The organism is Micromonospora sp. WMMA1998, from assembly GCF_027497375.1.
Classification (GTDB): domain Bacteria; phylum Actinomycetota; class Actinomycetes; order Mycobacteriales; family Micromonosporaceae; genus Micromonospora; species Micromonospora sediminicola.
Genome location: NZ_CP114911.1, coordinates 6,110,898 through 6,135,037, shown reverse-complemented (window position 1 = coordinate 6,135,037; position 24,140 = coordinate 6,110,898). Strand labels below are relative to the sequence as shown.

Genomic DNA, 24,140 nt, shown 5'->3' with positions numbered 1-24,140 from the left:
TGGCGGCGTGGCGGAGACCCCGGGCGCCTGGTCGGACCTGCGCCGGCTGCGCTCCTTCGTGGTGCTCGCCGACGAACGGCACTTCACCCGCGCGGCGGCCCGGCTGGGCATCGCCCAGCCCGCGCTCAGCCAGCAGATCCGGGCCCTGGAGCGGCAGCTCGGCGTGCCGCTGGTGCACCGCACCAGCCGGGGCTGCACGCTGACCGAGGTGGGCGCCCGGGTCGCCGACGAGGCCGCCCGGATGCTCGCCGACGTGGACGCCGCCGCCGCCCGCATCCGTGACCTGGTACGCGGCCGGGGCGGGCGGCTGCGGCTGGCGTACACCCGCTCGGCGCGCGGTGGGCGCGTGGACGCGCTGGTCGCCCGCTTCCGGGCCGCCCACCCGGACGTCGAGGTGGTCGCCGAGACGGCCTGGACCGCGCCGAACGTCGCCGGGCTGCTCGCCGGCCGACTGGACGCGGCGTTCGTCCGTCCCCCGGTGGACGAACCGGCACTGGCCTGCCGCGCGGTCGACACCGAGGAACTGTTGCTGGCGCTGCCGGCCGGTCATCCCCTGGCCGCCGGCCGCCGCCGGATCGGCCGCGCCGAGGTGGTCGACCTGCCGGCGGTGATGTGGCCGCGGGAGAACGGGCCGGGCATGTTCGACCGGACCATCGCGCAGGTGTGGCCACGCGGCGGCTTCCGGCTGGTCCGGCAGGAGCCGGACGACGAGCAGTTGCTGCGCGCGGTGGCACAGGGCGACGTGGTAGCGGCCGTGCCGGCCGGTCGGGCCCGGGCGTTGCGGCTGCCCGGCGTACGGCTGCGCCGGTTCACCGCCCCGACGCCCACTGTGGACGTCGGGTTGGCCTGGCCGGCGGAGAGCACCAACCCGGCGCTGCACGCGCTCCTGGCGCTGCTCGACTGAGCGCGGGGCCGATCGGCGTGTCCGCCTCGGTTACGCTCGGGACGCTTGGCCTTGGGGAGGGCTCATGACTGCGGATCCTTCGATGAGCGGCGACTTCACCCGCATGCTCGACGCGACGATGGCGGCACTTCGGACGGTCGGCCCGCCGCCCGGCGACGACGCGGACACACCGGCCGTCGGCGAGGCCGCCGACGGCCAGGTCCGCGCGGAGATGGGGCCGGACGGCCGGCTCCGGTCGCTGCACGTCGAGCCGCGGCTGATGCGGCTCGGCTCCGAGGAGTTGACCGCGCACGTCGTCACCGCGGTCAACGCGGCGATCGACGGGTTGCGTACCACGCTGGCCCCGCAGGTGGCGGACATGTCGCAGCTGCGCGAGCAGTTGCGGGAGGTGCGGGACACCGCGGTGCCCCGGCTCGGGTCGTTCCTCGACGCGCTCACCGAGGCGCAGGAGCGGCTGGCGCGGGGGACACAGCGGTGAGCGGCGACGGGTTCGAGGTGCACCCGCCGCTGATCCGGGCCGCCGGCAAGGGCGTCGCCGACCTCGCCACCCGCTTCTCCGGCGAGCTGGAGGCGTTCGAGGCGCGGATGCGGGGCTACGGCGAGCCGTGGGGCGCCGACGACATCGGCTCGCTCATCGGCATCGCCTACACCGAGGTGGCCAACTACATCGTCGACTGCGTGGGCATGGCGACGGACGAGTTCACCTCCGCCGGCGCCGACATCACCGGCATGGCCGACGCGTACGAGCGGGTCGACGACGACGGCGCGGGCACCATGCGGTCGCTGGCCGGCGAGTTGGGGTGACCGGTGGGACTGCAACTGCCCGGTGAGCTGATCACCGCGCTCGGCTGGATCGGCTACACCTGGCCGGAGGCCGACGAGGTGAAGCTCTTCGAGATGGGCCAGGCGTGGATCGAGTTCGCCGGCCGGATCGGGGCGGCGGCCGGTGAGGCGGACGCGGCGGCGGCACAGGTGTGGACGCAGAACGTGGGGCCGGCGGTGGCCGCGTTCCAGAAGTGGTGGGGCGGCGAGCAGAACGGGCCGCTGGTGCTGCACGACAGCATGCCGGCGGCCGTGCTGCTCGGCGCCGGGCTGATCATCTGCGCGGCGATCGTGCTGGCGTTGAAGATCGCGGTGATCGTGCAACTGGCGATCCTCGCGTTCGAGGTGGCCCAGGCGATCGCCACCGCCGTGGTCACGTTCGGGGCGTCGCTGGCCGAGATCCCGATCTTCCAGGTGATCACCCGGGAGATCGTCGGCGCGCTGATCGACCAGGTCATCGGCCGGCTGCTCGATGCCTAGCCCGAGACGCGGCCGGGGCGCCGCCGCGAAGCCGGCCGCCGGCCGGATCGTCCGCAAGGCGGTCGAGAAGCTGGAGAAGCCGATCGTCCGGGTCACCGGGCCCAACCGGAGCCTGCCCACCAGGGTGGTCCGGGTCGAGCGCCGGGACTTCCACGCCACCGCCCAGTTCCGGCGCAAGATGGCGGCGCTCAAGAAGCTCAGCGACGAGGGCAAGCTCTACAAGGCCACCAACCCGGTCCAGCGGGACAAGAGCATCACCGACGGCTACAAGGAGCGGATCCGGCAGAAGATCTGGGACAAGTACTGGCCGCACGACAAGGACCTCGCCAACCGGCTCAGCCAACGACTCAGCGACTACCACCCCGACCACGTGTGGGAACTGCAGCTCGGCGGGCCGGACACCGTCGACAACCTCAAGCTGCTGCATGGTAGAACCAACACAGACATCGGCTCCCAGATCTGGGGGCAGATCCAGAATCTGCCGGACGGGACCCCCATCCGAATAGAGGTAGTGGATTGACTCCCGATCTTGCGCAGCTGCTCGACGAACTCCGCGCCGACCTGGCCGAGGAGGAGCCGGCCAGCCTCGCGTACGCGCGGATCGGCGGCCCGGCCGACGAGGGTGACGTGCCGGCGGAGCTGCCGACCGGCCTGCGCGAGTTCCTGCTCGTCGCCGACGGCCTGCGGGCCGGCGCGATCGAGCTGGCGCCGTCCGGCCGGCTGGCCGCGGTGCAATACTTCCTCGACTACGCGCCCGACTTCTCCCCCATCCCCCAGGACAAGGCCGGCTGGCTGGTCGTCGGCACCCGCAGCGACGAGCCGATCTTCCTGGAGCGCGCCACCGGCGCGGTCTGGTACTTCCCCCCGACCGGCACCGAGTGGTTCATGGGCGACGCCTTCGCGGAGCTGGCCCCCGACCTCGACTCGTTCGTGCACTACTACGTCCTCGGCCCCGGCTACGCCGAGCTGGTCACCGACGACGACCAGTGGTATGCGTTCCTGCACCGGCAGGGCCTGCTCGACGAGGCGGACGAGGACGACGGGGCACAGCCGTGACCGTCACCCGCGAGCAGCTCACCGCACTCTGGGGTGAGCGGGGCGTCGTCTACTTCCCCGACCAGCGCTTCGACGCCGTCCTCGGGCCGCTCGGCCCGGAGGTCTTCCCGCCCGACGGCGCGCTCCCGGTCGAGGTGCCGGTCCTGTTCACCGTGGACGTCACGGTCCCCGACGTCGAGCTGTTCTCCACCCTGGCGATCGAGCTGGGCGACCAAAGCCCCCGCCCGTACGTCGTGCTGGGCTGCTCCCCGGAGGATCCCGCGCTGCTGTTCTGCCTGGACGCGGGCACCGGCGAGGTGCTCCTGCTCGACCTGGACACGCCCAACCTGGAGACGGTGAACCACACCTTCGCCGCGTTCGTGGAGTTCCTCTACCGGTTGGGGCAGCTCATCGCGACCGACCCGGGCGGGCGGGAGCGGGCCGCCCGGGCGGCGGCGATCCGCGCGGACCTGCGCACGGTCGACCCGGCGGCGTTCGCCGACCCGGAGTCCTGGTGGGCCATGGCCTTCGACGAGCTGGAGTCCACCGCCTGACCGGCGCCGTCACCTCGACCCCGAACCGATGGTGACCACCCGCGCCCAGTCGGGCGGCGCCGCCGACACCCGGTCGCCGTGTTCGCTCCACCGGGTGTGCCGGGGAAAGAGCCCCACGACCGTCCGGCAGGCCGGCCGCGCGGCGGGCCACGGCGTCTGCCCGTCGGTCAGCACGACGACGACGTCGGGCCGGCGGCTGTCCCGCAGCGCCCGGGCGAAACCGGTACGCAGGTCCGTGCCCCCGCCACCGACCAGCGGAAGGTCCTCGGCCCGGCACAGCGCCAGCACCCGGTCGGCGGCGGCGTCACAGGGCAGCACGCTCACCAGGTCACGACGACCACCGACGGCCCGGGCGATCGCGGTGACCTCCAGCAGCGCGCTGCCCAGCTCGCTGTCGCTGACCGAACCGGAGGTGTCGACGACGACGCAGACGCGTGGCGGTCGGCGGCGCAGCGCCGGCAGGACGACTCCGGGGACGCCGGTGGACCGCCGCGACGGGCGGCCGTAGGTGTAGTCGTCGCCCGCGCCGGAGGCGGAGACCGCCGACCGGACGGCCGCGCCCAGAAGCTCCCGCCAGGGCTGTGGCGGATGGAACACCTCCTCCGCCCACCGTCGCCACCCCCGGGGCGCGGTCCCGGGGCGGCCGGTGATGCCCTCGGCGACGCGGAACCGCACGGCGTCCCGCTCCTGCTCGGTCAGCCCGTGCGCGCCGTCCGGCCCCAGGTCCCACTCCCGGTCGAGCCCGTCGGCGCCGCTGCCGCAGTCCAACCAGGCCAGGTGCTGGGTGAGCGGGCCGAGCCGGAACCGCCGCAGGTACTCCTCCATCAGCTCGCCGTCGGGCAGCCGCAGGTCGCGGGGTTCGACGGCGCCCTCGGGCTTGACCAGCCCGTCGCCGTACGCGTCGTCGTTGATCTCGCAGTCCGCGGCGATGTTGATCCGCAGCCGCTCCGCCGGCCCGGTCAGACCCTGCTCCCGTACCACCCGGTCACCTCGACCGTGGTGGTCCCGCAGCAGGTGGGACACCTCGTGCACCCACACGCCGGCGAGGTCCTCGACCGGCGTCCGGTCCACGAACAGCGGTGAGACGTAGCACCGCCAGTGCCGGTCCACGGCCATGGTGGGGACGCGCCGGGACTCGACCACGTGCAGCGCGAACAACGCCGTCGCGAGGTAGGGGCGGGCCCGCGCGGCGTAGAGGCGCGCGGTGAGCAGCTTGTCCCGGTCGAGGACCGTCGCCGCGGCGGTCACCGGCGGGCTCCGGTGGTCGCCGCGACCCGCTCTGCCGTCTCGTCGGCCCGTCGGGCCAGCGACGCCACGGGCATGACCCGGTCGATCACCGCCGGCACGTCCCAGTCCTCGCGGCGCAGCCTGGCCAGCGTGGTCGCCGGGACGACCACCAGGTCCGGCGCGCCGGTCTCCACCGCGCGGCCGAGCACCGTCCAGGCCGCGTCCCAGCGGGACCGGTCCGGGCGTCGGCGTACCGCCTCCACCACCGCGTCCAGCACCGCCTGGCGCAGGTCTCCCCGCTCGGGCAGGACGGCGGCGGCCGGGTCGGCCAGCAGTTCCTCGGGGTCGGGCAGGTCCATCCGGTCCAGGCTGGCCAGCAGTTCCAGCCCCGGACCGTCGCCGACCGCACCCCGGACCAGGGTGGACAGCACGTCCCGGGAGGTGCCCGCGGCCTGCGCGAAGGCGATCAGCCGCAGCGCCATCTCCCAGCTGCGCGGCGACGGCCACGCGCCGCCGCGCCCGGCCTCGCTGGTGGGCAGCCGGTGCACCAGCGTGGGGCGCGCCGACAACAGACCGCACACCGCCCGCCGGGCGTACTCGACGGCGTCGGTCAGCCGCGCCGGGTCGAGCCGGGGCATCGTGGCACGGGGCCACGTCCCGCCGAGACCCCGGACGACGACCTCGTGGTCGTGGCTCCACTGCAGGTGCACGAAGCGGTTGGCCAGCGGCGGGCTCAGCTCCCAGCCGTCCGCGGCCGCGCTGCGGGGGTTGGCGGCGGCCACGATCCGGACCTCCGGTGGCAGGCGCAGGCTGCCGACGCGCCGTTCGAGGACGAGGCGGAGCAGGGCCGCCTGCACCGCCGGCGGGGCGGTGGACAGCTCGTCCAGGAACAGCAGCCCCCGGCCGGCGCGGACCAGGCGGACCGCCCAGTCCGGTGGCGCCATCGGCACGCCCTGGGTCGTCGGGTCGTCGCCGACCACCGGCAGTCCGGCGAAGTCGGACGGCTCGTGCACGCTGGCGATGACGGTGGTCAGGGGCAGGTCCAACGCGGCGGCGAGCTGGGTCAGCGCGGCCGTCTTGCCGATGCCGGGGGCGCCCCAGAGCAGCACCGGCAGGTCGGCCGCCACGGCGAGGGTCAGCGCCTCCAGTTGCGGATCGGGACGCGGCTCGGTGGCGGTGTCACCGAGCAGGGTGAGCAGGTCGGCGGCGACGTCGAGCTGCGTCGACGGCGGGCAGGCGGGCATGGTGGAGCGAGCAGGCATGGTGATCACCGTGGTTGTGCGGGGCCGGGTCGCGGCCGGGGTCAGCGGGCGTGGGCGTGGCGGGGGCGGGAGCGTCGCGCCGGGGCGGCCCGCCGCCGGTCCCGCGCGGACGGGGGCGGGCAGTGCCCGGCCAGTCCGGCCCGGAACAGCCCGTGCGTGATCCGCCGCAGCGCGGCGGTCTCCAGTTCGGTCCTCAGGTCGCCGGGGCGCAGCAGCGCGTCCGGCCCGAGCAGCGCCTCGACGGTCGCCACCGCGCCGGCCAGGTCGCCGTGGTCCAGGCGCGCCCGGATCTCCGGGAGGGACCCGGGACGGCGGTGCGCCTCGTCGACGGCCCGCAGGCAGGGCAGCGGCGTGCCGGTCAGCGCGGCGAGCAGTTCCTCCCGGCGGATCTCCGCCGGGTCGTGGTCCAACGCCGTGAGGACCCCGTCGACCAGGGCTATCCGATGCCGGGCACCTCGACAGGTCACCAGGCCGGGCGGGTCCGCGGGCCGACCGGCGACCGCGGGGACGGGCCGACTCTCCGGGGCCAACGCCGACGCGACCAGCGGGTGCAGCCGCTCCGCCTCGATCAGCCCGTGGCGTAGCAGGTCCAGGTCGGGCGACGTCCAGGTCGCCGCGTCGGGCAGCGCCGGCACCTCGGCGACCCGGCCCGGCCGGACCGGTCGGGCGGTCCACCCGCCGGTTCCGTCGGCGGCCAGGAGCAGCCGGCGACGCGGTCCGAGCCGCACCGACACCGCCCGACCCGCCGGGTCCTCCGTCCGCAGCAGCCTCGCCGCCTCGTCCGGCCACCGGTGCACCGCGTACCCCCGCGGCGGCACCGGCGGGCCGAACGCCGGCGCCTCGTCGGCCGGCCGGTCGGCGCCGGACCGGGTCCGCAACTCGGGGGCGCGGCGCGCGTCCCACAGGTGGCGGTGCAGGTCCAGTCGGTAGCGGCGGTCGGGGCGGGGGTGCGGGTGGGCGCGGACGTCGTCGCCCGGCCCGCTCCACACCGCCAGGCTGATCCGCTGCCCGGCGTCCGCCCAGGACGGCGGCGTCCGCGCCACCAGGTGCACGGCGCCGGCCCCACCAACGGGACCGTACCGCGCCAGCGAGACGGTCAGCCCGGGACGCAACAGCCCGTCCGGGGCAACCCTCGGCAGGTGCCAGCGCAGCAGGTCGGGCGCCAGATGTCGAAGGTCGGAACGGAGCCGGGCGGCCAGCTCCCGACCGTGCCGGTCGGTCACCGCGCGCAGGCTCAGGTCCACATCGACACGCGCCGCCGCACAGGCGCCGGCCCAGTCACCGACCCGCCGACGCTCGGTCGCGGTCTGGATCATCGACGGCGGGACGGCGTACTCACGCACCCGCAGCCAGAGGGAGAGACGGGATTCCGCGTTCGCGGCCGGGGAGCGCATCAGCACTCACCTTGCGCGAACCGGGCCCCCAATCTGCACGAGAGAGTCATCGCGGTGGAGCGTAACCGCGCGCCCGCGTGACCGCCAGTGCTAATCCGCCTGTCCGACCATCAGGGAGGGCGCCGCCGGCTCGTCGCGGTCCGCACCGCGGAGGCCGACGACGAGCAGCAGGTACGCGGTGAGTTCCACCGCCACGGTCAGCGCCGGCACCGGTTGCGGCATGGCCGACGTGGGCGTGACGGCGTGCCAGGCGAACAGTTCGGTTCCCTCGCCCGGGAAGCCGGACAGTGGCACGGCACCGATGCTGCTGTCCGTCAACGGCAGCGCGACCACCGCCAGCAGGGCAGCGCCGGCCGCCGCCAGCAGCCGGCCGTGCCCGGCCAGCAGGGCGGCCAGCGCCAGCGCGAGGGTGGCCAGGGCCACCGACGGCACCACCGCGAGGATCACGGCGGACACCGGGTCGGCACCGTCGACGTCGGAGGCGGGGGCGGGGTCGCCGGTGGCCAGGTCGCGCCAGATGTCGACGACCCGGACGACCGCGTACCCGACGACCGGTGCCGCCGCCGCGCCGGCGGCGACCACCCAGCGGGGCGGGACCGGGCCGCGCCACCGGAGCAGCAGCACGACCAGCGCGCCGAGCGTCGCCCAGTAGGCGGTGAGCCCGGCGTCGAAGCCGGCTGTCAGCTCCACCCGGACCTCGTCCGGCCGGAGCACCTGCCAGCCGATGTCGGCCGAACCCGGTTCCGGCGGCATGGTCCGCAGCGCGTCCGCGGCCAGCAGGGCCAGCGCCGCCGGCGTCGCCAGCGCCGCCCACCGACCGACCGGGAGCCCGCCGACGACCGCGTACGCGAGGAGCAGCACCAGGGCGAGCACCTCGGCGCCGCGCCAGACCGGCCGGGCCACCAGCACACCGACGACGTGCAGGGCCACGCACACCACGGCGGCGCTCAGGAGCAGGGGTCCACGACGCACCCGGCGGATCTTGTCACAGGGGACGGTCGGCCGCTGCCCCCTCGACCCGTCAGCTGCCGGCCGGCACCTGGTCCTTGACGTCGTCGTAGCCGACCGCGCCGGGCGCCTCGGCCGGCGCGTAGATCACCCGGATCACGCCGGTCGGGAACACCTCGGTCGCGGTCACCCGCAGGTGGTAGGCGCCATCGCCCTCGTCGAACAGCCGACGACCCTTGCGCGCCGCGACCGGGTGGATCAGCAGCCGCAGTTCGTCGACCAGACCGGCGGCGAGCAGCTGCTGCACCACCGAGATCGAGCCGGGGATCAGGATGCCCTTGACGCCGGCGTCGGCCTTCAGCGCGGTCACGACGTCGACGAGGTCGCCGTCGACCAGCTCCGAGTTGCGCCAGGAGAACTCCAGCGGCTGCCGGGAGACGACCACCTTGCGCATGTCGCCGAGCTGCTTGGCGAACGGCGCGTCCTCGCCACCGGCGGCCTCCCGGTCGGGCCACGCGCCGGCGAAGCTGTCGTAGGTCTCGCGCCCGATGAGCAGCACGTCGGAGGTGTCGTAGTCCTCCGTCACGGCGCGGCCCATGTTGTCGTCGAAGTAGGGGAAGTGCCAGTCGGGATCGATCTCGGCGACGCCGTCGGCCGAGATGAACAGCGTGGAGATGACCTTGGCCATCGCAGTGCTCCTTCGCGTCAGGGATGTCGACGGGTAGACCGCCGCAGCATGCCAAACTCATCGGCCGCGACGGGGGACGTCGGCGCCGGGCACCACCCAAAGCCGTCGGACCGGTCCGGCATGATCGACGGCCGTGACCGATCATTCGCTTTTGATTGACCGCCTGACCCGTCGGGTACGCGCGGACGAGCCCGACGCGCCGCTGCCCCCGCCGCTCTCCGCCGCCCGGATCGCCGAGGCCGAGCGCAGGCTGGGATTTCCGCTGCACCCCTTGCTGGCCCTGATCTACCGGGAGTTCGCCAACGGCGGGTTCGGGCCCGACTACCAACTGCTGAGCCTGGTCGACGGGCCGACCGACGAGCAGGCGGTCGACTCCTATCTGGAGGCCCGGGCGGCTCCCGGGGGCAGCGAGTGGGCCTGGCCCGAGGGGGTCCTGCCGATCCTCGACTGGGGTTGCGGCATGTACGCGTGCGTCGACTGCCGCACCGAGGAGGGCACGGTGCTGCTCTTCGAGCCGAATCCCGGCGATCCGGACCTGGCGTGGTGGGTGGACTCGCCGAGCCTGGCGCAGTGGCTTGACCACTACGTGGAGGACACCGGCTGGTGGGTACGCGCGGAGGACGGCGACGACGTGGGCGAGATGCCGCCGTGGCCCCACGCCCGGGCCCGCGCCGCCGGGTGACGGCAGGCGGGCCTGTCGGTGGGGCCTGCCACGATGCCGGCATGGAGCCGACGGAGGTCGTTCAGGAGTTGTGGGATCGGATGCAGGCCCGTAACTGGGTCGGGCTCGGCGAGTTGCTGGCCGACGATCTGGTGGTGGAGTGGCCGGTCAGCGCCGAGCGGATCGTGGGGCGGGACAACTACGTCCGGGTCAACGCGGAATATCCGGAGGGCTGGTCGATCCGGGTGCTCCGGATCGTGGCCGACGGGGGCTCGGTGGTCTCCGAGGTCGAGGTCCCGCACGATGCCGTGGGGCTGCACCGCGTGGCGTCGTTCTGGACGGTGCGGGACGGCCGGGTGATCGACGGCCGGGAATACTGGACCTGTCCGGGTTCGGATCCCGCGCCGGCGTGGCGGGCCCGCTGGACACAGCGGGCGGGCAGCTGATCAGGAATCGAGAAGCGGCCGGCCGGTGCCACGCCATACCGTTTCCCTCGAGCGGTCGGCGCCACGCGGACCGCGGTCGACGAGGGGGAATCCAGATGTCCGAGGGCTTCAGCGCCGAGGAGCGCGCCGCGATGAAGGAGCGCGCCGCCGAGCTGCGCGCCGAGGGTAAGAAGGGCGCCAAGAAGGCGGACGAGTTGCAGGCGCTGCTCGACCGGGTCGCGCAGATGGCGCCGGACGACCGCGAGCTGGCCGAGCGCGTGCACGTGACGATCACCGCCGCCGCCCCGGAGCTGTCGCCGAAGACCTGGTACGGCATGCCCGCGTACGCCAACGCGGCCGGCAAGATCGTCGTCTTCTTCCAGGACTCGGGGAAGTTCAACTACCGCTACTCGACGGTGGGTTTCCAGGACGCGGCCAACCTCGACGAGGGTGACTTCTGGCCGGTGGCATACGCCCTGACCAGGTGGAGCCCGGAGGTGGAGAAGAAGCTCGCGGACCTGGTGCGGGCGGCGGTCTCCTGACGCCGCCGCCCCGCTAGGCCGGCGGCGCGCCCAGGGCCAGCGCCGCGACATCGCGGGCACAGCCCCAGGACAGCATCACGCCGTTGCCCGCGTGACCGTAGTTGTGCACGACGAGCGCACCGCCGCGCCGTTCGGCCTCCACCCGGGGCGCCGAGCGGCCGGGACGCAGCCCGACCGTGTGCTCCAGCACCTCGGCGCCGGCCAGGGCGGGCTCGATCGCGGCGCACCGCGCGAGGATGTCGGCCGCCTCGGCCGGGTCGGGCGTGGTGTCGTCGCTGCGCCGCTGCGCGCCGCCGAGCACCACGTGGTCGCCGTGCGGGAAGATCGACGCCCAGGTCGGCGCCATCGGCGCCTCCATGAAGAACCGGTCGAGCCCGGGGTTGCGCACCACGATCCGAGGGCCCCGCACCGGGTGCAGGTCGGGATCGCCGGTCAGGGCCCGCGCCGCCAGCCCGGTGCAGTTGACCACCACCGGGGCCAGGGCCGCCGCCTCGTCGAGCGAGCCGACCGGCTCCTCGCGGACCGCACCGCCCGCCTCCCGAAGGCGGCCCAGGAGGTACGCCAGGTAGACCGGCATGTCGACCAGGGGCAGGCGGACGGCGAACGCGGTGCCGAAGCCGGCCGGCCGCTCGTCGTCGGCGAGCGGCCGGAAACCCGGCGTCCGCTCGGCGAACGGGGGCGTGGCCCCGGCGGGTCGGGCGGCGAGCGTGCCGTCCCGCACCGCCACGCCCGGCATCGGCTCGGCGCGCAACACCCGCAGCGTCTCGTCGGTCCACGCGTACTGCGGGTCGTCGGGCGGCGACAGGTTCGGCCCGACCATCGCCGAGGCCAGCGCCGAGGTCGTCCGCGCGGGCGGCGCGGCGGTGCGCACGAGGACCCGGGCGCCGCCCTCCGCCAGCCGGATGCCGGTGCTGAGGCCGATCACGCCGGAGCCGAGGACGACGACGTCCGGACGTACGGTCATGGCGGACCTCCATCCACTCGGCGGCACGGGCCGCGAAGCCGATTCTGCCCGGCGCGAACCGACCCGTTGGCCCCCGATCCGGGCGCCGCCGCTGGGGCGCGGTCGGTCTCACCGCTGCCAGGAGTCGAGGCCCCGGACGGTGGCGCGAGCGAAGTCGTCGGTGAGGTCGGGGTTGTTGCTGGTGCCCTCCCAGCCCTGGTCGTGCACGACGGACACCGCGTCCGCCACCTTGACCACCGTGATCTGACTGGTGGTGGTGCCGCCGGTACGGGTGCCGTCCAGGCCGGTCGCCGGCCGGGTCAGCGTCACCAGCAGGGCGTCGTCGCCCACGCCCGCCATGGGCTCCGACCGGACGGTGACCGTGACCTCCGACTGAGGGAAGCTGCGGCACGACGTCACCGCCGCACGGACGCGGCGGAGATAGTCCGTGGCGCCGGTGTCCTCGAACGCGAAGACGGTCTGGTGGAGCGTGCCGTAGGGAACGTTCTCGGGCCGGTCCTTCGGCTGCTTGTAGATGGCGGTCATGGCGGCGCTCGCGGTGACCGAACGCCCGCCGCTGGCGAACTCCTCGGCGCACAACCGGGGCAGGGCGTCGGTCACCTCCATCGGCTGCGAGGCGCTCTTGCGCAGTTCGCCGGGAAGGTCGACGAAGGCGGACCGGGGAATCGTCACGGGCCCGCGGCCGGACGACGAGGGCGAGGGCGTGCCGGAGGTCGTCGGTGTCGGGGCAGGCGTGGAGGTCGGGCCCTGCCCCGCGTCGCCCCCGCCGTCGGCACACGCGCCGACCAGCAACGCGGTGGCGAGCAGCGGCAGACCCAGCATCCGTCGGTTGCGCCGTCCCGGTTCCGTCACATCGACCTCCGTGTCGCGCCGTCCCCTCGACCTGCCCGTTGCCGCTGCGCGCGAAACCGGCACCTGCTGTCCCAACGCGCCAGCGGCACCCGGCGCCACCCTGAACTCAGTAGGAAAACGTACGCTTGCGCAAACGAGCGTTTGTTGTACGGTGACGACATGCCTTCCCCCGCCACGTCGGATCCGGACCTCGACCACGCCTTCGCCGCCCTCGGCGACCCGGTGCGTCGCGCGTTGGTCACCCGGCTCGCCCGCGGCGAGGCCACCGTGGGCGAGCTGGCCGAGCCGTTCGACCTGACCCCGCAGGCGATCTCGCACCACGTCGGCGTGCTGCGGCGCTGCGGCCTGGTCGAGCAACGACGCGACGGCACCCGGCGGCCGTGTCGGCTCCGGGTCGACCAGCTCGCGCTGCTCGGCACCTGGATCGACGACCAGCGCCGGGCGTGGCACGACCGGCTCGACGCCCTCGCCGCCCACCTGCGGGACGACGAGCCATCCGAGAAAGGTGAGAGGAATGTCCCGACCGAGCCAGCGTGACCTGGTGGCCGAGTATTTCGCGGGCTTCCGGGCGAGCGACCACCGACGCATCCTCGCGACGCTCACCGAGGACGTGGAGTGGGTCATCCACGGCCACCGCACCACCCGGGGCCGGGCGGAGTTCGACGGTGAGATCGAGAACCCGGCCTTCACCGGCAGTCCGCGACTAGACGTCCAGCGGGTGCACGAGGACGGTCCGGTCGTCGTGGCCACCGGCGAGGGTCGGGGGGTCAGCGTCGACCACGGGCCGTTCCGCTTCGCCTTCAACGACCTGTTCACCTTCCGCGACGGCCTCATCGCCCGCGTCGACTCCTACGTCGTCCCGCTGCCCTGACACGCATCGACCCGGCTGCTCGGGGCGCCTCAGTGGCAGACCGTGAGCAGCCGCGCGGCGACGCAACAGGCAACGGTCAGGGCCAGCAGCACGGCGGCGACGGCCCGCAGCGCCACCTCCACCGCGCCCCGGTTCCGCCAGGCCACCGGCAACGCCTGCTCCACCAGCACCGCCGCCAGCCAGGCGAGGAGGACCAGCAGGAACGCGACGTCGTACCGCTCGTCGCCGAAAGCGCTCGCGTTCCCGCTCCCGCCGTAGTTGGGGCAGTCCCGCGCGTCGAGGACCGGGTCGAGGATCACCAGCGCGACCGCGACGGCGATGCCACCCCCGACCAGCGCCCGGAAGCCACCGGCCCACGCCGGCCGCCGGCCGCCACCCCCCTCGCCGGGCGCTCCCGACCGTTCGCCCGTGGTCACGACGCCGGTGTCCGCCCGCTCCCGTCGAGATCCGCGCGGCTGAACAACGCGTGCAGCGTGACGCCCTCGGCGGCCAACGCCTCGACCCCGCCCTCCTGACGATCGATCACGCAGACGGCGGCGTCGACCCGGGCGCCCAGGTCGCGCAGGTCCCGGGTGGAGAGCACGACCTGCCCGCCCGAGGTCACCACGTCCTCCACCACGAGCACCGTCCGGCCGTTCACCGCCGCGCCCTCGGCCAGGCGGGCCGTCCCGTAGGGCTTCGCCGTCTTGCGCACGAACGCGCAGGGCAGGCCGGTGTGGCGGCCCAGCGCGGTCACCACCGCGATGCCCCCCATCTCCAGGCCGGCCAGCACCTCGGTCCCGTCCGGCACCAGGCCGGCCAACTGCTCCGCGAGCGCGTCCAGCAGCACCGGGTCCGCCTCGAACTGATACTTGTCGAAGTATTCGTGGGCGATCCGGCCGGACCGCAGGGTGAAGTCACCGGTGAGTCGGGCGGTGGCCACGACCTGACGCGCGAGATGGTCACGTTTCACGTCACGGATCCTGGCACGCGACTGTCGTTTCCGTACAAGACAGGGGCGTGCGCGGATTCCTAGCATGGCCGCATGCGTGATCTTGTGTACACCGGTTTCATGTCCCTGGACGGCGTCGTGGACTCCCCCGGCGGCGGGCCGGGCGAGGACCACCGCAGCGGCGGGTGGGTGGTCAAGGACATCGAGTTCTCGCCGGAGGCCTCCTCGCTCAAGGGCGAGGAGCTCGCGGACACCACGGCGCTGATGTTCGGCCGGCGCAGCTACGAGGCGTTCGCGCCGACCTGGCGCGACTCGGAGGACCACGCCGCCTACCGGGAACTGCCGAAGTACGTGGTCTCCACCGGCCTGGCCGAGGACGCCCTGGTCGACGACTGGGGCCCCACGACGGTCCTGCGCTCGACCGACGACGTCGCCGCGCTGAAGCGGGGCGAGGGCGGCGCCATCTTCATCCACGGCAGCGCGGAACTCGCCCGCCGCCTGTCCGAGGCCGGCCTGATCGACCGCTACCACCTGCTCGTCTTCCCGGTGCTCCTCGGCGCCGGCAAGAGCCTGTTCGGCCAGGCCGACCGGGACAAGCAACTGCTGCGGCTGCGGGACTCCGCCACCTACCCGAACGGCATCGTCAAGCTGATCTACGACGTCACCCGCTGACCCAGGTCCAGGGCGATCGCGCCGCCGTCGCCCGCGCGTAACTGCCGCGCCGTGCGCCCCACGTAGCGGCGCAGCGCGCGGGCCAGGTGCGGCTCGTCGACGTACGCGAGCCGCGCCACCGCCTCGGCGACCGGGATGCCGGCGGCCAGCAGCGTGGCGGCCTCGCGGGCCCGCTCGATCTGCCGGACCGCGCCCTGGGTCAGCCCGGTAGCGGCCCGGAACCGGCGCTCCACGGTGCGCGGGGAGGCGTACGGCGGGTCGCCCCGACGCACCTCGGCCACCAGCGGGTCCCGGACCACCGCGCCGGCGCGCACGAGCCGGTCGACCAGGGCTTCCGCGTCGTCCGGGCCGGGCGTCTCCCACCGGGCGCCGTCGAGCCGAAACGTGTGGCGGGTGACGTCGGGCAGCTCGGCGCCGCGGTCCACCAGGGCCGGCGTGGGAACGATCCGCAGCGCCGTGCCCACGGCGAACTCGATGCCGACGAAGGTCGCACCCTCCGGCACCGGCGCCGTGCCGGTGCCGGTCTCCGGGCCGGAGACGCTCGCGTACGCCCGCCCGTCGCGCTGCCAGAAGACCAACCCCCAGCACGGGGTCGCCACCGAGGTCATCTCCGCGACCCGGTCGCTCGCGCAGGTCCAGACGGTGTCGACCCACGCGGAGTCGGACGCCCGGGTGGTGAACCGCAGCTCCACGGCAGGAGGATACGGCGGCCGCCGCCCTACCGGGCGGCCGACTCCTGGCCGTTGCGCCGGTCGGTCGCCCCGTCCCGGGACGGGTAGCCGAGCACCTCGGCGAGGTCACCCGCCGCCCGGAGGTAGGCGGCGTGGATGTCGTCGTCGAAGTGGTTGCGCCAGTCCCCCGCGGTGCCCTTGCGGTAGTGGGAGATGCGCCCGGGGGTCTCCTTGTCCTTCTTCATCTTCGTGAAGCTGTAGCGGGCGAGGAGCGCCTCCAGCTCGGACGGCGGCAGGACGATCCCGCAGTGGCGCATCAGGCGGTCGACCTCCTCCGCCTGCCCGTCGCCGGTCAGGTCCTCATAGCGGAACAGACGGAACGTCTCGGACGGCGGCGCCACCGCCCAGGACCGCATCTGCCCGAACTGCTTCTTGTCCCGGAGGCGGTCGATGACGTACAGCATCCCCTCCTTCTTCGGCAGTTCCTGCAGGGCCTTGCGGGCCTGCGGGATGTCACCCATCGGGGCGTGCGAGTTCCGCAGCGAGAAGTAGCTCGACACGACCACGTCGCGCGGGTCGCGGATCACGAAGAACGCCCGGTACGTGCCGGCCTTCGGGACGGCCTCGAAACGCTTGTAGGAGAGGAAGATGGCCAGGCCCACCCGGCCGGCCGGGACGGGCGCGGTCGCGCCGCCCTTGTAGAAGCGGGGGTCGTAGGGCAGCAGACCGGAGTGCCGGTAGACGGTCGGATCGCTGAACAGCGCCTTGATCCACTGACTGCCGGTCTTCCGCACGGTGCAGTGGAAGATGTTGTCGAACTCATTCCGGGCGACCACCGGAACGGAGAGCCGCATGCGCGCGTTGCGCGCGTCCATCTGCGCCCGCCGGGCCGCGACGCGCATGGAATTCGGCGTATTGTGCTTGGCAAATTCGACGGCGCGATTGATCACTTTTCCAAACCCAATCCGCACCCTGCGGCGCAGGGGCAACACGGCGTTTTCCGCGCGCGTCACGCAGGTGGGATCCGCAGTCCCCGCCTGCTCCGCCTGCGCCCCGACGCGCCGCTAGGAATATCCCCGACCGTCCAATTAATGTCAATCCCGACAACCTGGGAGTCGGCTGAAAATCCGCAATTTCCATAGGAATTGCGGGAGACGACTCCCCGGGTCGACGGGTGCGCCGCCGCGGGCTCCGCGAGCGTCGGCCACCGCAGGACGTCGTGCTCGACCTCGTCGGACTCGGGGCCGAGCGGTGGTTGAGCGCGGCGGGCGCCCGGGACCTCTACGCGACGATGCGCCATGAGCGGGCCCGACGAGCGGCGGAGCCGTGGACGCGGTGGGAGGGCCCGGTGGGTTCGTCGATGCCGACGACCTGGCGGCACCATCCGGGGCTGGCGCGGGCGTACGCGACGGCCGCCGTCGCGGGAAGCCACGGGGCGAGCGGGGTGGGCACGTCGACGCGCGGGATCGGATGGATGCCGCCACGCGCCGGGAGCGCCTGCCGGGTGTGTCGGTCCGGGCGTACCGGCGCGCGGTCCGGGGCGTGCTGCACCTGCAACAGCGCACCGACGTCCTGGCCGCCGAACGCGACCGGGAGGCCGCGGTGGCGTTCGGCAAGACGCGGCTGGCGCACCTGGTGACCGAGGAGGACTTCGTCGCATGTCCGGCCACTGCCGCGTTCACCGCCTACAACGTGGCCCGGTTGGGCCATGCGGACGCGGTTCACGTCGGGGCGCCAGACCCGGCCGATGGACACGTTGGCGGAGGAGTTGCTGTCCGGGGCGCTGGCCGCGCCGACGCTGCGGCCCCGGGTGCTGGCCTCGGTGCTCACCCGCTGGCGGGTGCTGGACCTGCTCGACGACGCGCAGTGCGGCGAGCTGATGGGCCGCTACTACGAGCAGCTCGCCGCGTCGGCGCGGTTGCTCCGGGCCGGCTTCGACGCCCGGCAGAGCGGGCGGCTCACCGACCTTCCGCCCCGTCCCCGTGTCGACCACGGGTCGCCGTGCTCGTCGGCCCGGCGCGCGGTCGGTCTCCGCCCGCGCGCCGTTCCGGTTCAGCAGTTTCTCAGGCAGCGCACGAAGAGGTGCTCGTGACCGTCGCCCGGGTCGACGCCCAGGTCGGTGGCGCTGGACCGGAAGACCACGCGGCTGCCGTTGGCCGAGGCGACCCCGTCGAAGCTCGCGCGGTTGCCGGTCGTGCCGTCGGCGCCGGCGCTGACCGCGGTGGTCCGGCCGGTGCTGAGGTCCCGCACGAACACGTCGTTGGTGTTGCCGTTGACGTCCCGGGCGACCAGGTCCGTGGCCTCGGAGTAGAACGTCACGTACCGGCCGCCGGCGGCGAGTCGACCGGAGTAGCTGAAGCTGTCGCCCGCGCCGGCGCCCCTGCGGTTGGCGGTCACCAGCGTGGTCGTGTCGGCGATCAGATCGCGGACGTAGACGTCGCCCCGGTCGTTGGTGTCCGCCGCGACGTACGGCGAGGACGACTCCCAGGAGACCCGGGTGCCGTCCCGGTTGATGCTCGGATTCGTCGCGTCCAGGAGGCCGTCGCCCGTGGCCGGTAGGTTCGCCCGGACGGTGGCGCCCGAGACGAGGTCGTGCACGAAGACGCCGGTGCTGGTGCCGCCGTCGCCGACCCAGTCGCCGGCGCCGCTGAACACGACTCTGGTGCCGCTGCCCGAGATGGCGACCTGGAACGCCGACAGGTCCGTCCCGCCGTCGGCCTGGACGCTGACCCGGGTGGTCCGGCCGGTCCGCGTGTCGTGGACGAACGCCGCCTGGCCGTTCAGCGGGGCGCCCGCGTCGTCGACCTCGCCGTACGCGGTCGTGGTGAACGCGACCCAGCGACCGTTGTCGGAGATCGTGGCGGCGCTGCTCAGGCCCCGGATCTGCCGGTCGCCCGCGAAGACGCTGGCCCGGGTGGTGACGCCGGTGTCGCGGTCGTGCACGAAGACGTCGCGCTCGTTGTTGGTGTCGCCGGGTATGAGGTTGGACGCGTACGAGGTGAAGGCCACGTACCGGCCGTTGCCGGAGACGGCGGCCGTGTACTCGGCCCAGTCGTCGGCCGGCTGCCCACCCGTGCCCCCGCTCACCAGCGTGGTCGTGCCGGTGAGCGTGTCCCGGACGAAGATGTCGGTGGCGTCGTTGACGTCGCCGGGGACCAGGTTGTCCGAGGTGGAGGCGAACGCCACGTATCGGCCGTCGTCGGAGATGTCGGAGCCGCCGACCCCACCGTTGCCGGGTGCGCCGTCCGGCGCGGCGTCGATCAGGGTGAGCGTGCCGGGCTCGGCCGCGTACGCGGGCGCGGGCGTGAGGATCAGGACGGCGAGGCCGGCGGTGGCCAGGCAGGCCCGGGTTCTCCTGGGGGTGTGCATGGCCGCAGATGCTAGCGATCCGGGACGGTCGGTGATGCCCCGTCAGGCCACTTCGGACCGTCGGATCGTCTCGGCCACCGCGCCGAGGTCGTCGTTCATCTGGTGGTCCGCCCCGGGCAGCCGGTGCACCCGGGCCTGCGGGACGGCGCGGGCCCAGAGGTCGGCGTGCGCCGGTGGGGCGGTCTCGTCGCGCAGCCCGTGGAAGATGTGCACCGGCACGTCGCCTGGCAGTCGCGCGCCGAGGTCGGGCGGCAGCGTGAACTGGTCGCCGGGCCAGCCACCCGCGCCGACGAACGGGGCGGCGATCAGCACGACTGCCCCGAGTGCCCGCTCCGGCGCCCGTTCGGCGAGCGTGTTGACCAGGATCGTCCCGCCCACCGAGTGCCCGACGACGATCACGCCGTCATCCAGGGTGGTCAGCTCCCGCCGGACGGCCGCGCTCCACGCGGCGTACGTCGGGTCGTCCTCGTCCGGCATGCGGGGGTAGCGGATCTCGTAGCCCGGGCCCAGCTCCCGCCGCAGGCTGTCGACCAGCTTGTCGTCCCACTCGTCGTGCGTGCCGGCGCCGGCGCCCTGGACGAACAGGATCTGCCGTGGCTGCGTCACCACACCCTCCCCCGGGTCGCTCAACGTCGGCCGTGCGACGTCCATCCTCGCCGGTGCAACCGTTCGATGCCGTCCAACAGCAGGTCCAGCGCGAACTCGAACTCGAACTGGTCGTCGCAACCCGGCCCCACGACGGAGTCGTCGTCGTGCGCCGCCGCCGCCGCGACCGCGGCGAGGTGCGGGAAGCGGGCGGCGGCCTCCGGCGGCAGGGCGGCCGGCGGGCCGGACTCGACGGCGCCGGACCGTCCGGCGCGCCGGGCGTCGTCGAACAGCTCCTGGCTGAAGCCCAGGACCCGGCTGCCCATCGCGTGCATCACGTGGTGGGCGAGGTCGACCGAGAGGCCGCCGGCCCGCAGCGTCCCGACCACCGAGTCGAGGTACGCGAGGACGGCCACCGTCGCCGTGTTCCGTGTCTCGATCGCGAGGGGCGCCCAGGGGTGGCGCCGCATCACCTGTCGCGCCGCGAGGACGCGGCGGCGCAGCGCGGGCTTCCAGTCGGTGTCGGGCTCCGGCGGCTCGATCTCGCCGACCACGACGTCGATCATGCCGTCGAGCAGCTCGTCCTTGTTGGCCACGTGCTTGTAGAGCGCCATCGGCACGACGCCCAGGTCCTGGGCGAGGTTGCGCATGCTGAGCGACTCGATCCCGGCCCCGTCGGCGAGCGCGACGGCGGCGTGCAGGATCCGGTCCCTGCTCAGCGGCGTGCGACGCAGCACGTCTGCCTGCTCGGCCATCTCGTCCCCGTCCTCCGGTGGCGGTGTCTGCACCCTAACCGTCTTGACAGGTGTACGCCGTACACCCATGCTGACAAGGCAGGTGTACGCCGTACACCGGAAAAGGAGTCACGATGAAGGCGATCGTCCAGGACCGGTACGGCCCACCGGAGACCCTCACGCTCGCGGAGGTCGACACGCCGACGCCCGCACCTCACGAGGTGCTGGTGCGGGTCGAGGCCGCCGCGCTCAACGCCTACGACTGGCACGCCGTGCGGGGCGACCCGTGGCTGGCACGCCTGGCGATGGGACCGGCCCGACCCCGGGCCCGCATCCGTGGCCGCGACGTCGCCGGCCGGGTCGAGGCGGTCGGCGCGCGGGTGCGCGGGTTCCGCCCGGGCGACACCGTCTTCGCCGACCTGGGTGACGCCAACGGCGCGTTCGCCGAGTACGCGTGCGTGCCCGAGGACGTGGTCGCGCCGTCGCCGACGAACCTCACCCCGCAGCAGGCGGCCGCCCTGCCGCTGGCCGGCACCACCGCGCTGATGGGGCTGCGCGACGTCGGGCGGGTCGAGCCCGGCCACCAAGTCCTCGTCAACGGGGCGTCCGGCGGCGTCGGCACCCTGGCGGTCCAGCTGGCCAAGGCGTTCGGCGCCACCGTCACCGGCGTGTGCAGCACCCGCAACGTCGACCTGGTCCGCTCGCTCGGCGCCGACCACGTCGTCGACTACACCCGGGAGGACTTCACCCGCCAGGGGCACCGCCACGACGTCCTGCTCGATCTGGTCGGCAACCGCTCGCTCCGCGCACTCCGCCGCGCGTTGACCCCGACCGGGACGCTCGTGCTCTCCGGTGGAGGGGTCTACCACGGCGGCAGCCTCGTCGGTCCGGTGTGGCTGATCGCGCACGGACGACTGCTGGCCCCACTGGTCCGGCAACGGGTCGCGGTGCTCACCACGACGCCGAGCCGGCCTCACCTCGACCTGCTGCGCGCCCACGTCGAGGCCGGCCGTCTCACCCCGGTGGTCGACCGCACCTATCCGCTGCGCGAGGTGCCGGAGGCCATCCGCTACCTGGAGGGCGAGCACGCGCGGGCGAAGGTCGTCATCACCGTAGGGAGCACGCGGACCGGCGGGTGAAGCGGGTCACCGTAATCGGGACGACGGCGGGCCGCCCGGCCGCCTAGCGTGAGTGCCACGCAGTCCGCTGGCTCCCGACCCGCCGGAGAGGACGATGACCGGTCGACCCGCCCCCGTCCCTCCGCCGTCGGCGGCTCCTCCCCCTCGGCACCTCCTCGCGCGGCTCAGGGCGCTGCCGCTGCCCGGCTTCGTCCTGGTCCACCTGGCGCTCTACTGCGCGTTCCTCGGCATCGGCACCGTCGTCGGTTACCGCCGGCTGGCCAACGACCCGAGCGTCGAGGGGTTCGTGGTCGAGGCGACCCTCGCCGCCGCCTACATCGGGCTGGCCTCGGTCCTGCCGTTCGCGGTCGCGCTCGGGGTGCTCTTCCTGTTCCGCGACGTCGGACCCGTCTGCTTCCGGGCGGCCGCCGTGGTGCTGTGCTGCCTGCCGTCCGTCTGCACGCCCGAACCGCGGCAACTCGCCTACTACCTGCCGATCCAGGTGCTGGTGGCGCTGCTGGTCAGACAGCCGTACGACCCGGACCGGGACCGGGTGGGAGTCCATCACCAGGGGTCGGGGACGGGCGCCCCACCGCCGATCGGCGGCCCACCCGGTCGATGAAATGTTGATACATTCGCGCTTCGCCAAGCATCGACAAGAGGATTGAGCATGGCCGACACGGGGGCCGGATCGGAATTCGGATCGACGGAGGAGCAACCCGAGCCGTCGCAGGCGCCGCCGGCGCCACCACCACACGCGCCACCCCCGGCAAGCCAGCCGTACGGGCCGCCGATGGCGGTCCCTGCGTACGGACCGCCGTTCGGGGCCGGAGCGCCGGGACCGGGCCAGGCCCATCGTGGCCTGATCATCGCCGTGGTCACGCTGGGCGTCCTGCTGTTACTGGCGTGCACCGGCCTGGTTGGCGGCGCCTTCCTGCTGCGCGCCGGCGCCGACGATCCGGCCGAGCCCCTGCCGGCCACCTGGCCGTCGACCACGACCGGCAGTCCGCCGGCGCCCGACCCGACCGGGAGCGCGGAGCCGGCGCCGCAGGGACCCCAGGCCAGCGACTTCGCCGCCGCCGAGATCACCGACCTGAACAACGTGTGCGACGGCGTCCTCTACTACCCGCAGTCGCCGAAGCGGACCGGGAAGGCCCCGCACCCGGTGGCGCTGCTCATCGGTGACACCCCGGGCGGGCAACGCCGCCAGGACAACGGCTACTACTACGACGAGGGCCTGTCCAAGCAGGTGGAGCGGATCTGGGCGGCGGAGGATCCGAAGACCGTGCAGATGGTCGCCTGTCTCGACCGGGTGAGCACCGGCGCGACGATCCGCAAGTGCCGCTACGACGACCCGAAGCCGGACACGTTGACGCTGCTGAAGGCCACCTACCGCCTCCGGGTCTACGAGGTGGCGACCGGCCGCAGGCTGCTCGACAAGACCCTGGGCGGCGACGACCAGGCCTGCCCGTACGTCGTGCTGGTCGGCGCGGAAAAGAAGATCTACGCCGAGGTCAGCGACCGGTCGCTGCTCGCCGCGCTGCGCAACCTGGTGAAGCGGTAGGGCCACCGGGCGGTCGGTGCTCGCCGGCCGCCCGGTCGCCGTCGGCGGGCAAAGCCGGATGCCGGCCGTCCCGTTGTGGTGTTCACTGTCTCCCCGTGGATCGTCAACGGCTCAGCAGCATCGCGCACTCGCACCACCCGATCGCGGCGCCGATCGCCGGCGTCAACGTCAACCGGCTCCTGCGCCGGGCCGACCGGCGGCCGTCCGCCCGCATCCTCGACCTCGGCTGCGGCGAGGCGGCCTGGGCGCTGCAGGCCCTCGCCCACCACCCCGACGGGCACGCCGACGGCGTCGACATCAGCCGGTACGCCCTGGAGCGCGCCGCGACCGCCGCCGCCGAACGCGGCCTCGCCGACCGGCTCACGCTGCACGAGCGCGACGCCCGCGCGTACGTGCCGGACGGCGACCACGACCTGGTGATGTGTGTCGGGTCGACGCACGCCTTCGACGGATTCGCGGGGACGCTGCGGCTGGCCGGGCGACACGTGCATCCGGACGGGATCCTCCTGGTCGGCGAGGGCTTCTGGCAGACCCCGCCGACCCCGCAGGCGCTGGCGGCGCTGGACGCGAAGCCGGAGGACTTCACCGATCTCGCCGGCTTGGTGGACGTCGCCGAGGAGGTCGGGTGGACCCCGGTGTACGCGCACGTCAGCGACGCCGCCGAGTGGGACCACTACGAGTGGTCCTGGGTCGGGTCGCTCACCGAGTGGGCGCTCGACAACCCGGGCCACCCGGACGCCGCGGAGGCGCTGGCGGTCGCGCGCGAACACCGGGACCAGTGGCTGCGTGGATACCGCGACGTGCTCGGTTTCGCCACCCTGGTCCTGCGTCGCGCCTGAGGCCGGCTCACCTCCGGCGGGGAATGTG

33 protein-coding genes are annotated in these 24,140 nt (G+C 73.9%); 18 read left to right on the top strand and 15 right to left on the bottom strand.

Translation table 11 applies throughout. From position 1 onward, the window contains the following. Positions 1 to 7 precede the first annotated feature (7 nt). The 7 genes from O7600_RS28695 (at position 8) to O7600_RS28665 (ending at position 3,795) form a co-directional block, all read left to right on the top strand. Positions 8 to 904, top strand: coding sequence for a LysR substrate-binding domain-containing protein (locus O7600_RS28695; RefSeq protein WP_281591478.1), 897 nt, complete (start codon positions 8 to 10; stop codon positions 902 to 904). Positions 905 to 968: 64 nt separating this feature from the next. Next, positions 969 to 1,382 (top strand): YbaB/EbfC family nucleoid-associated protein, encoded by a 414-nt coding sequence (locus tag O7600_RS28690; RefSeq protein WP_281591477.1) that lies wholly within the window; start codon positions 969 to 971, stop codon positions 1,380 to 1,382. After that, positions 1,379 to 1,708 carry a hypothetical protein gene (locus tag O7600_RS28685; protein WP_281591476.1) on the top strand — a complete coding sequence of 110 codons (330 nt, stop codon included), beginning with the start codon at positions 1,379 to 1,381 and terminating at the stop codon, positions 1,706 to 1,708. Before O7600_RS28690 ends, O7600_RS28685 begins: the two co-directional genes overlap by 4 nt. Positions 1,709 to 1,711: 3 nt before the next feature. Beyond that, entirely contained in the window at positions 1,712 to 2,206 is a 495-nt protein-coding gene (locus tag O7600_RS28680; RefSeq protein ID WP_091578845.1) for a hypothetical protein, read from the top strand. Beyond that, complete coding sequence (locus tag O7600_RS28675; RefSeq protein WP_099161792.1) at positions 2,199 to 2,726, top strand: endonuclease; 528 nt, start codon at positions 2,199 to 2,201, stop codon at positions 2,724 to 2,726. Before O7600_RS28680 ends, O7600_RS28675 begins: the two co-directional genes overlap by 8 nt. Beyond that, complete coding sequence (locus O7600_RS28670) at positions 2,723 to 3,262, top strand: SUKH-4 family immunity protein (RefSeq protein ID WP_281591475.1); 540 nt, start codon at positions 2,723 to 2,725, stop codon at positions 3,260 to 3,262. The genes O7600_RS28675 and O7600_RS28670 overlap by 4 nt, the downstream gene beginning before the upstream one ends. Further along, positions 3,259 to 3,795 (top strand): SUKH-4 family immunity protein, encoded by a 537-nt coding sequence (locus O7600_RS28665; protein WP_281591474.1) that lies wholly within the window; start codon positions 3,259 to 3,261, stop codon positions 3,793 to 3,795. The genes O7600_RS28670 and O7600_RS28665 overlap by 4 nt, the downstream gene beginning before the upstream one ends. A gap of 9 nt (positions 3,796 to 3,804) precedes the next feature. On the opposite strand, the gene O7600_RS28660 is transcribed toward O7600_RS28665, so the two are convergent. The 5 genes from O7600_RS28660 to O7600_RS28640 form a co-directional block, all read right to left on the bottom strand. Continuing rightward, entirely contained in the window at positions 3,805 to 5,043 is a 1,239-nt protein-coding gene (locus O7600_RS28660) for a VWA-like domain-containing protein (protein ID WP_281591473.1), read from the bottom strand. Then, the gene (locus O7600_RS28655; protein ID WP_281591472.1) at positions 5,040 to 6,284 is read right to left on the bottom strand and encodes an AAA family ATPase; all 1,245 of its coding nucleotides are present in this window, start codon (positions 6,282 to 6,284) and stop codon (positions 5,040 to 5,042) included. Before O7600_RS28655 ends, O7600_RS28660 begins: the two co-directional genes overlap by 4 nt. A gap of 41 nt (positions 6,285 to 6,325) precedes the next feature. Continuing rightward, a complete protein-coding gene (locus tag O7600_RS28650) occupies positions 6,326 to 7,678 on the bottom strand; it encodes a hypothetical protein (protein ID WP_281591471.1) in 1,353 nt (450 codons plus the stop codon). 90 nt (positions 7,679 to 7,768) lie between these two features. Then, positions 7,769 to 8,650, bottom strand: a complete 882-nt coding sequence (locus O7600_RS28645; protein WP_281591470.1) for a hypothetical protein — start codon at positions 8,648 to 8,650, stop codon at positions 7,769 to 7,771. 49 nt (positions 8,651 to 8,699) lie between these two features. Further along, complete coding sequence (locus O7600_RS28640; protein WP_281591469.1) at positions 8,700 to 9,314, bottom strand: dihydrofolate reductase family protein; 615 nt, start codon at positions 9,312 to 9,314, stop codon at positions 8,700 to 8,702. 151 nt (positions 9,315 to 9,465) lie between these two features. Here O7600_RS28640 and O7600_RS28635 point away from each other — a divergent pair, with 151 nt between their 5' ends. The 3 genes from O7600_RS28635 to O7600_RS28625 all read left to right on the top strand — a co-directional run bounded on the left by O7600_RS28635 (position 9,466) and on the right by O7600_RS28625 (position 10,942). Next, on the top strand, positions 9,466 to 9,996 hold the full coding sequence (locus O7600_RS28635; RefSeq protein WP_281591468.1) for an SMI1/KNR4 family protein: 531 nt from the start codon (positions 9,466 to 9,468) through the stop codon (positions 9,994 to 9,996). 41 nt (positions 9,997 to 10,037) lie between these two features. Then, positions 10,038 to 10,421, top strand: coding sequence for a nuclear transport factor 2 family protein (locus tag O7600_RS28630; protein ID WP_281591467.1), 384 nt, complete (start codon positions 10,038 to 10,040; stop codon positions 10,419 to 10,421). A gap of 95 nt (positions 10,422 to 10,516) precedes the next feature. Beyond that, complete coding sequence (locus O7600_RS28625) at positions 10,517 to 10,942, top strand: hypothetical protein (RefSeq protein ID WP_281591466.1); 426 nt, start codon at positions 10,517 to 10,519, stop codon at positions 10,940 to 10,942. A gap of 13 nt (positions 10,943 to 10,955) precedes the next feature. Here the strand turns inward: O7600_RS28625 and O7600_RS28620 are convergent, their stop codons facing one another. Next, positions 10,956 to 11,906 (bottom strand): FAD-dependent oxidoreductase, encoded by a 951-nt coding sequence (locus tag O7600_RS28620; RefSeq protein ID WP_281591465.1) that lies wholly within the window; start codon positions 11,904 to 11,906, stop codon positions 10,956 to 10,958. 108 nt (positions 11,907 to 12,014) lie between these two features. Beyond that, complete coding sequence (locus tag O7600_RS28615) at positions 12,015 to 12,758, bottom strand: hypothetical protein (protein WP_281591464.1); 744 nt, start codon at positions 12,756 to 12,758, stop codon at positions 12,015 to 12,017. A gap of 159 nt (positions 12,759 to 12,917) precedes the next feature. Between O7600_RS28615 and O7600_RS28610 the strand changes: the two genes are divergently transcribed. Continuing rightward, a complete protein-coding gene (locus O7600_RS28610; RefSeq protein WP_281591463.1) occupies positions 12,918 to 13,295 on the top strand; it encodes a metalloregulator ArsR/SmtB family transcription factor in 378 nt (125 codons plus the stop codon). After that, on the top strand, positions 13,273 to 13,629 hold the full coding sequence (locus O7600_RS28605; protein ID WP_091578880.1) for a nuclear transport factor 2 family protein: 357 nt from the start codon (positions 13,273 to 13,275) through the stop codon (positions 13,627 to 13,629). The genes O7600_RS28610 and O7600_RS28605 overlap by 23 nt, the downstream gene beginning before the upstream one ends. 29 nt (positions 13,630 to 13,658) lie before the next feature. Here the strand turns inward: O7600_RS28605 and O7600_RS28600 are convergent, their stop codons facing one another. Next, the gene (locus O7600_RS28600; protein WP_281591462.1) at positions 13,659 to 14,045 is read right to left on the bottom strand and encodes a hypothetical protein; all 387 of its coding nucleotides are present in this window, start codon (positions 14,043 to 14,045) and stop codon (positions 13,659 to 13,661) included. Then, positions 14,042 to 14,581, bottom strand: coding sequence for a phosphoribosyltransferase family protein (locus O7600_RS28595; RefSeq protein WP_281591461.1), 540 nt, complete (start codon positions 14,579 to 14,581; stop codon positions 14,042 to 14,044). Before O7600_RS28595 ends, O7600_RS28600 begins: the two co-directional genes overlap by 4 nt. A 72-nt stretch (positions 14,582 to 14,653) precedes the next feature. On the opposite strand from O7600_RS28595, the gene O7600_RS28590 reads away from it, so the two are divergent. Continuing rightward, positions 14,654 to 15,232: a dihydrofolate reductase family protein gene (locus tag O7600_RS28590; protein WP_281591460.1), complete on the top strand. Its 579-nt coding sequence runs from the start codon at positions 14,654 to 14,656 to the stop codon at positions 15,230 to 15,232. On the opposite strand, the gene O7600_RS28585 is transcribed toward O7600_RS28590, so the two are convergent. From O7600_RS28585 to O7600_RS28575, 3 genes are all read right to left on the bottom strand, one after another. Next, positions 15,214 to 15,924 (bottom strand): helix-turn-helix domain-containing protein, encoded by a 711-nt coding sequence (locus O7600_RS28585; protein ID WP_281591459.1) that lies wholly within the window; start codon positions 15,922 to 15,924, stop codon positions 15,214 to 15,216. The two genes, O7600_RS28590 and O7600_RS28585, sit on opposite strands and share 19 nt — an antisense overlap. Before the next feature lie 26 nt (positions 15,925 to 15,950). Then, on the bottom strand, positions 15,951 to 16,853 hold the full coding sequence (locus tag O7600_RS28580) for a sulfotransferase domain-containing protein (protein WP_281591458.1): 903 nt from the start codon (positions 16,851 to 16,853) through the stop codon (positions 15,951 to 15,953). Positions 16,854 to 17,184: 331 nt separating this feature from the next. Then, a complete protein-coding gene (locus tag O7600_RS28575) occupies positions 17,185 to 17,535 on the bottom strand; it encodes a hypothetical protein (protein WP_281591457.1) in 351 nt (116 codons plus the stop codon). Positions 17,536 to 17,650: 115 nt separating this feature from the next. Here O7600_RS28575 and O7600_RS28570 point away from each other — a divergent pair, with 115 nt between their 5' ends. Next, complete coding sequence (locus O7600_RS28570; protein ID WP_281591456.1) at positions 17,651 to 17,995, top strand: hypothetical protein; 345 nt, start codon at positions 17,651 to 17,653, stop codon at positions 17,993 to 17,995. On the opposite strand, the gene O7600_RS28565 is transcribed toward O7600_RS28570, so the two are convergent. Genes O7600_RS28565 through O7600_RS28555 form a run of 3 tightly spaced genes read right to left on the bottom strand, consistent with a single transcriptional unit; the run spans position 17,956 to position 20,612 of the window. Beyond that, entirely contained in the window at positions 17,956 to 19,272 is a 1,317-nt protein-coding gene (locus O7600_RS28565; protein ID WP_281591455.1) for a hypothetical protein, read from the bottom strand. The two genes, O7600_RS28570 and O7600_RS28565, sit on opposite strands and share 40 nt — an antisense overlap. A gap of 42 nt (positions 19,273 to 19,314) precedes the next feature. Continuing rightward, the gene (locus O7600_RS28560; RefSeq protein WP_281591454.1) at positions 19,315 to 19,878 is read right to left on the bottom strand and encodes an alpha/beta fold hydrolase; all 564 of its coding nucleotides are present in this window, start codon (positions 19,876 to 19,878) and stop codon (positions 19,315 to 19,317) included. Between the two features lie 20 nt (positions 19,879 to 19,898). Further along, entirely contained in the window at positions 19,899 to 20,612 is a 714-nt protein-coding gene (locus tag O7600_RS28555) for a TetR/AcrR family transcriptional regulator C-terminal domain-containing protein (protein ID WP_281591453.1), read from the bottom strand. 113 nt (positions 20,613 to 20,725) lie between these two features. Between O7600_RS28555 and O7600_RS28550 the strand changes: the two genes are divergently transcribed. The 4 genes from O7600_RS28550 to O7600_RS28535 all read left to right on the top strand — a co-directional run bounded on the left by O7600_RS28550 (position 20,726) and on the right by O7600_RS28535 (position 24,112). Continuing rightward, positions 20,726 to 21,730 carry an NAD(P)-dependent alcohol dehydrogenase gene (locus O7600_RS28550; RefSeq protein WP_281591452.1) on the top strand — a complete coding sequence of 335 codons (1,005 nt, stop codon included), beginning with the start codon at positions 20,726 to 20,728 and terminating at the stop codon, positions 21,728 to 21,730. 94 nt (positions 21,731 to 21,824) lie between these two features. Beyond that, positions 21,825 to 22,331 (top strand): hypothetical protein, encoded by a 507-nt coding sequence (locus tag O7600_RS28545; RefSeq protein ID WP_281591451.1) that lies wholly within the window; start codon positions 21,825 to 21,827, stop codon positions 22,329 to 22,331. Positions 22,332 to 22,502: 171 nt separating this feature from the next. Continuing rightward, a complete protein-coding gene (locus O7600_RS28540) occupies positions 22,503 to 23,273 on the top strand; it encodes a hypothetical protein (RefSeq protein WP_281591450.1) in 771 nt (256 codons plus the stop codon). A gap of 95 nt (positions 23,274 to 23,368) precedes the next feature. Beyond that, positions 23,369 to 24,112, top strand: a complete 744-nt coding sequence (locus O7600_RS28535; protein ID WP_281591449.1) for a class I SAM-dependent methyltransferase — start codon at positions 23,369 to 23,371, stop codon at positions 24,110 to 24,112. Positions 24,113 to 24,140: the final 28 nt, after the last annotated feature.

What these genes read in the sequence shown, in the direction of transcription:
- O7600_RS28690 (WP_281591477.1), top strand. Translation starts at nt 969, where the DNA reads ATGACTGCGGATCCTTCGATGAGCGGCGACTTCACCCGCATGCTCGAC.
- O7600_RS28675 (WP_099161792.1), top strand. Translation starts at nt 2,199, where the DNA reads ATGCCTAGCCCGAGACGCGGCCGGGGCGCCGCCGCGAAGCCGGCCGCC.
- O7600_RS28655 (WP_281591472.1), bottom strand. Translation starts at nt 6,284, where the DNA reads ATGCCTGCTCGCTCCACCATGCCCGCCTGCCCGCCGTCGACGCAGCTC.
- O7600_RS28650 (WP_281591471.1), bottom strand. Translation starts at nt 7,678, where the DNA reads ATGCGCTCCCCGGCCGCGAACGCGGAATCCCGTCTCTCCCTCTGGCTG.
- O7600_RS28640 (WP_281591469.1), bottom strand. Translation starts at nt 9,314, where the DNA reads ATGGCCAAGGTCATCTCCACGCTGTTCATCTCGGCCGACGGCGTCGCC.
- O7600_RS28630 (WP_281591467.1), top strand. Translation starts at nt 10,038, where the DNA reads ATGGAGCCGACGGAGGTCGTTCAGGAGTTGTGGGATCGGATGCAGGCC.
- O7600_RS28625 (WP_281591466.1), top strand. Translation starts at nt 10,517, where the DNA reads ATGTCCGAGGGCTTCAGCGCCGAGGAGCGCGCCGCGATGAAGGAGCGC.
- O7600_RS28620 (WP_281591465.1), bottom strand. Translation starts at nt 11,906, where the DNA reads ATGACCGTACGTCCGGACGTCGTCGTCCTCGGCTCCGGCGTGATCGGC.
- O7600_RS28610 (WP_281591463.1), top strand. Translation starts at nt 12,918, where the DNA reads ATGCCTTCCCCCGCCACGTCGGATCCGGACCTCGACCACGCCTTCGCC.
- O7600_RS28605 (WP_091578880.1), top strand. Translation starts at nt 13,273, where the DNA reads ATGTCCCGACCGAGCCAGCGTGACCTGGTGGCCGAGTATTTCGCGGGC.
- O7600_RS28590 (WP_281591460.1), top strand. Translation starts at nt 14,654, where the DNA reads ATGCGTGATCTTGTGTACACCGGTTTCATGTCCCTGGACGGCGTCGTG.
- O7600_RS28570 (WP_281591456.1), top strand. Translation starts at nt 17,651, where the DNA reads ATGGACACGTTGGCGGAGGAGTTGCTGTCCGGGGCGCTGGCCGCGCCG.
- O7600_RS28565 (WP_281591455.1), bottom strand. Translation starts at nt 19,272, where the DNA reads ATGCACACCCCCAGGAGAACCCGGGCCTGCCTGGCCACCGCCGGCCTC.
- O7600_RS28555 (WP_281591453.1), bottom strand. Translation starts at nt 20,612, where the DNA reads ATGGCCGAGCAGGCAGACGTGCTGCGTCGCACGCCGCTGAGCAGGGAC.
- O7600_RS28550 (WP_281591452.1), top strand. Translation starts at nt 20,726, where the DNA reads ATGAAGGCGATCGTCCAGGACCGGTACGGCCCACCGGAGACCCTCACG.
- O7600_RS28545 (WP_281591451.1), top strand. Translation starts at nt 21,825, where the DNA reads ATGACCGGTCGACCCGCCCCCGTCCCTCCGCCGTCGGCGGCTCCTCCC.
- O7600_RS28540 (WP_281591450.1), top strand. Translation starts at nt 22,503, where the DNA reads ATGGCGGTCCCTGCGTACGGACCGCCGTTCGGGGCCGGAGCGCCGGGA.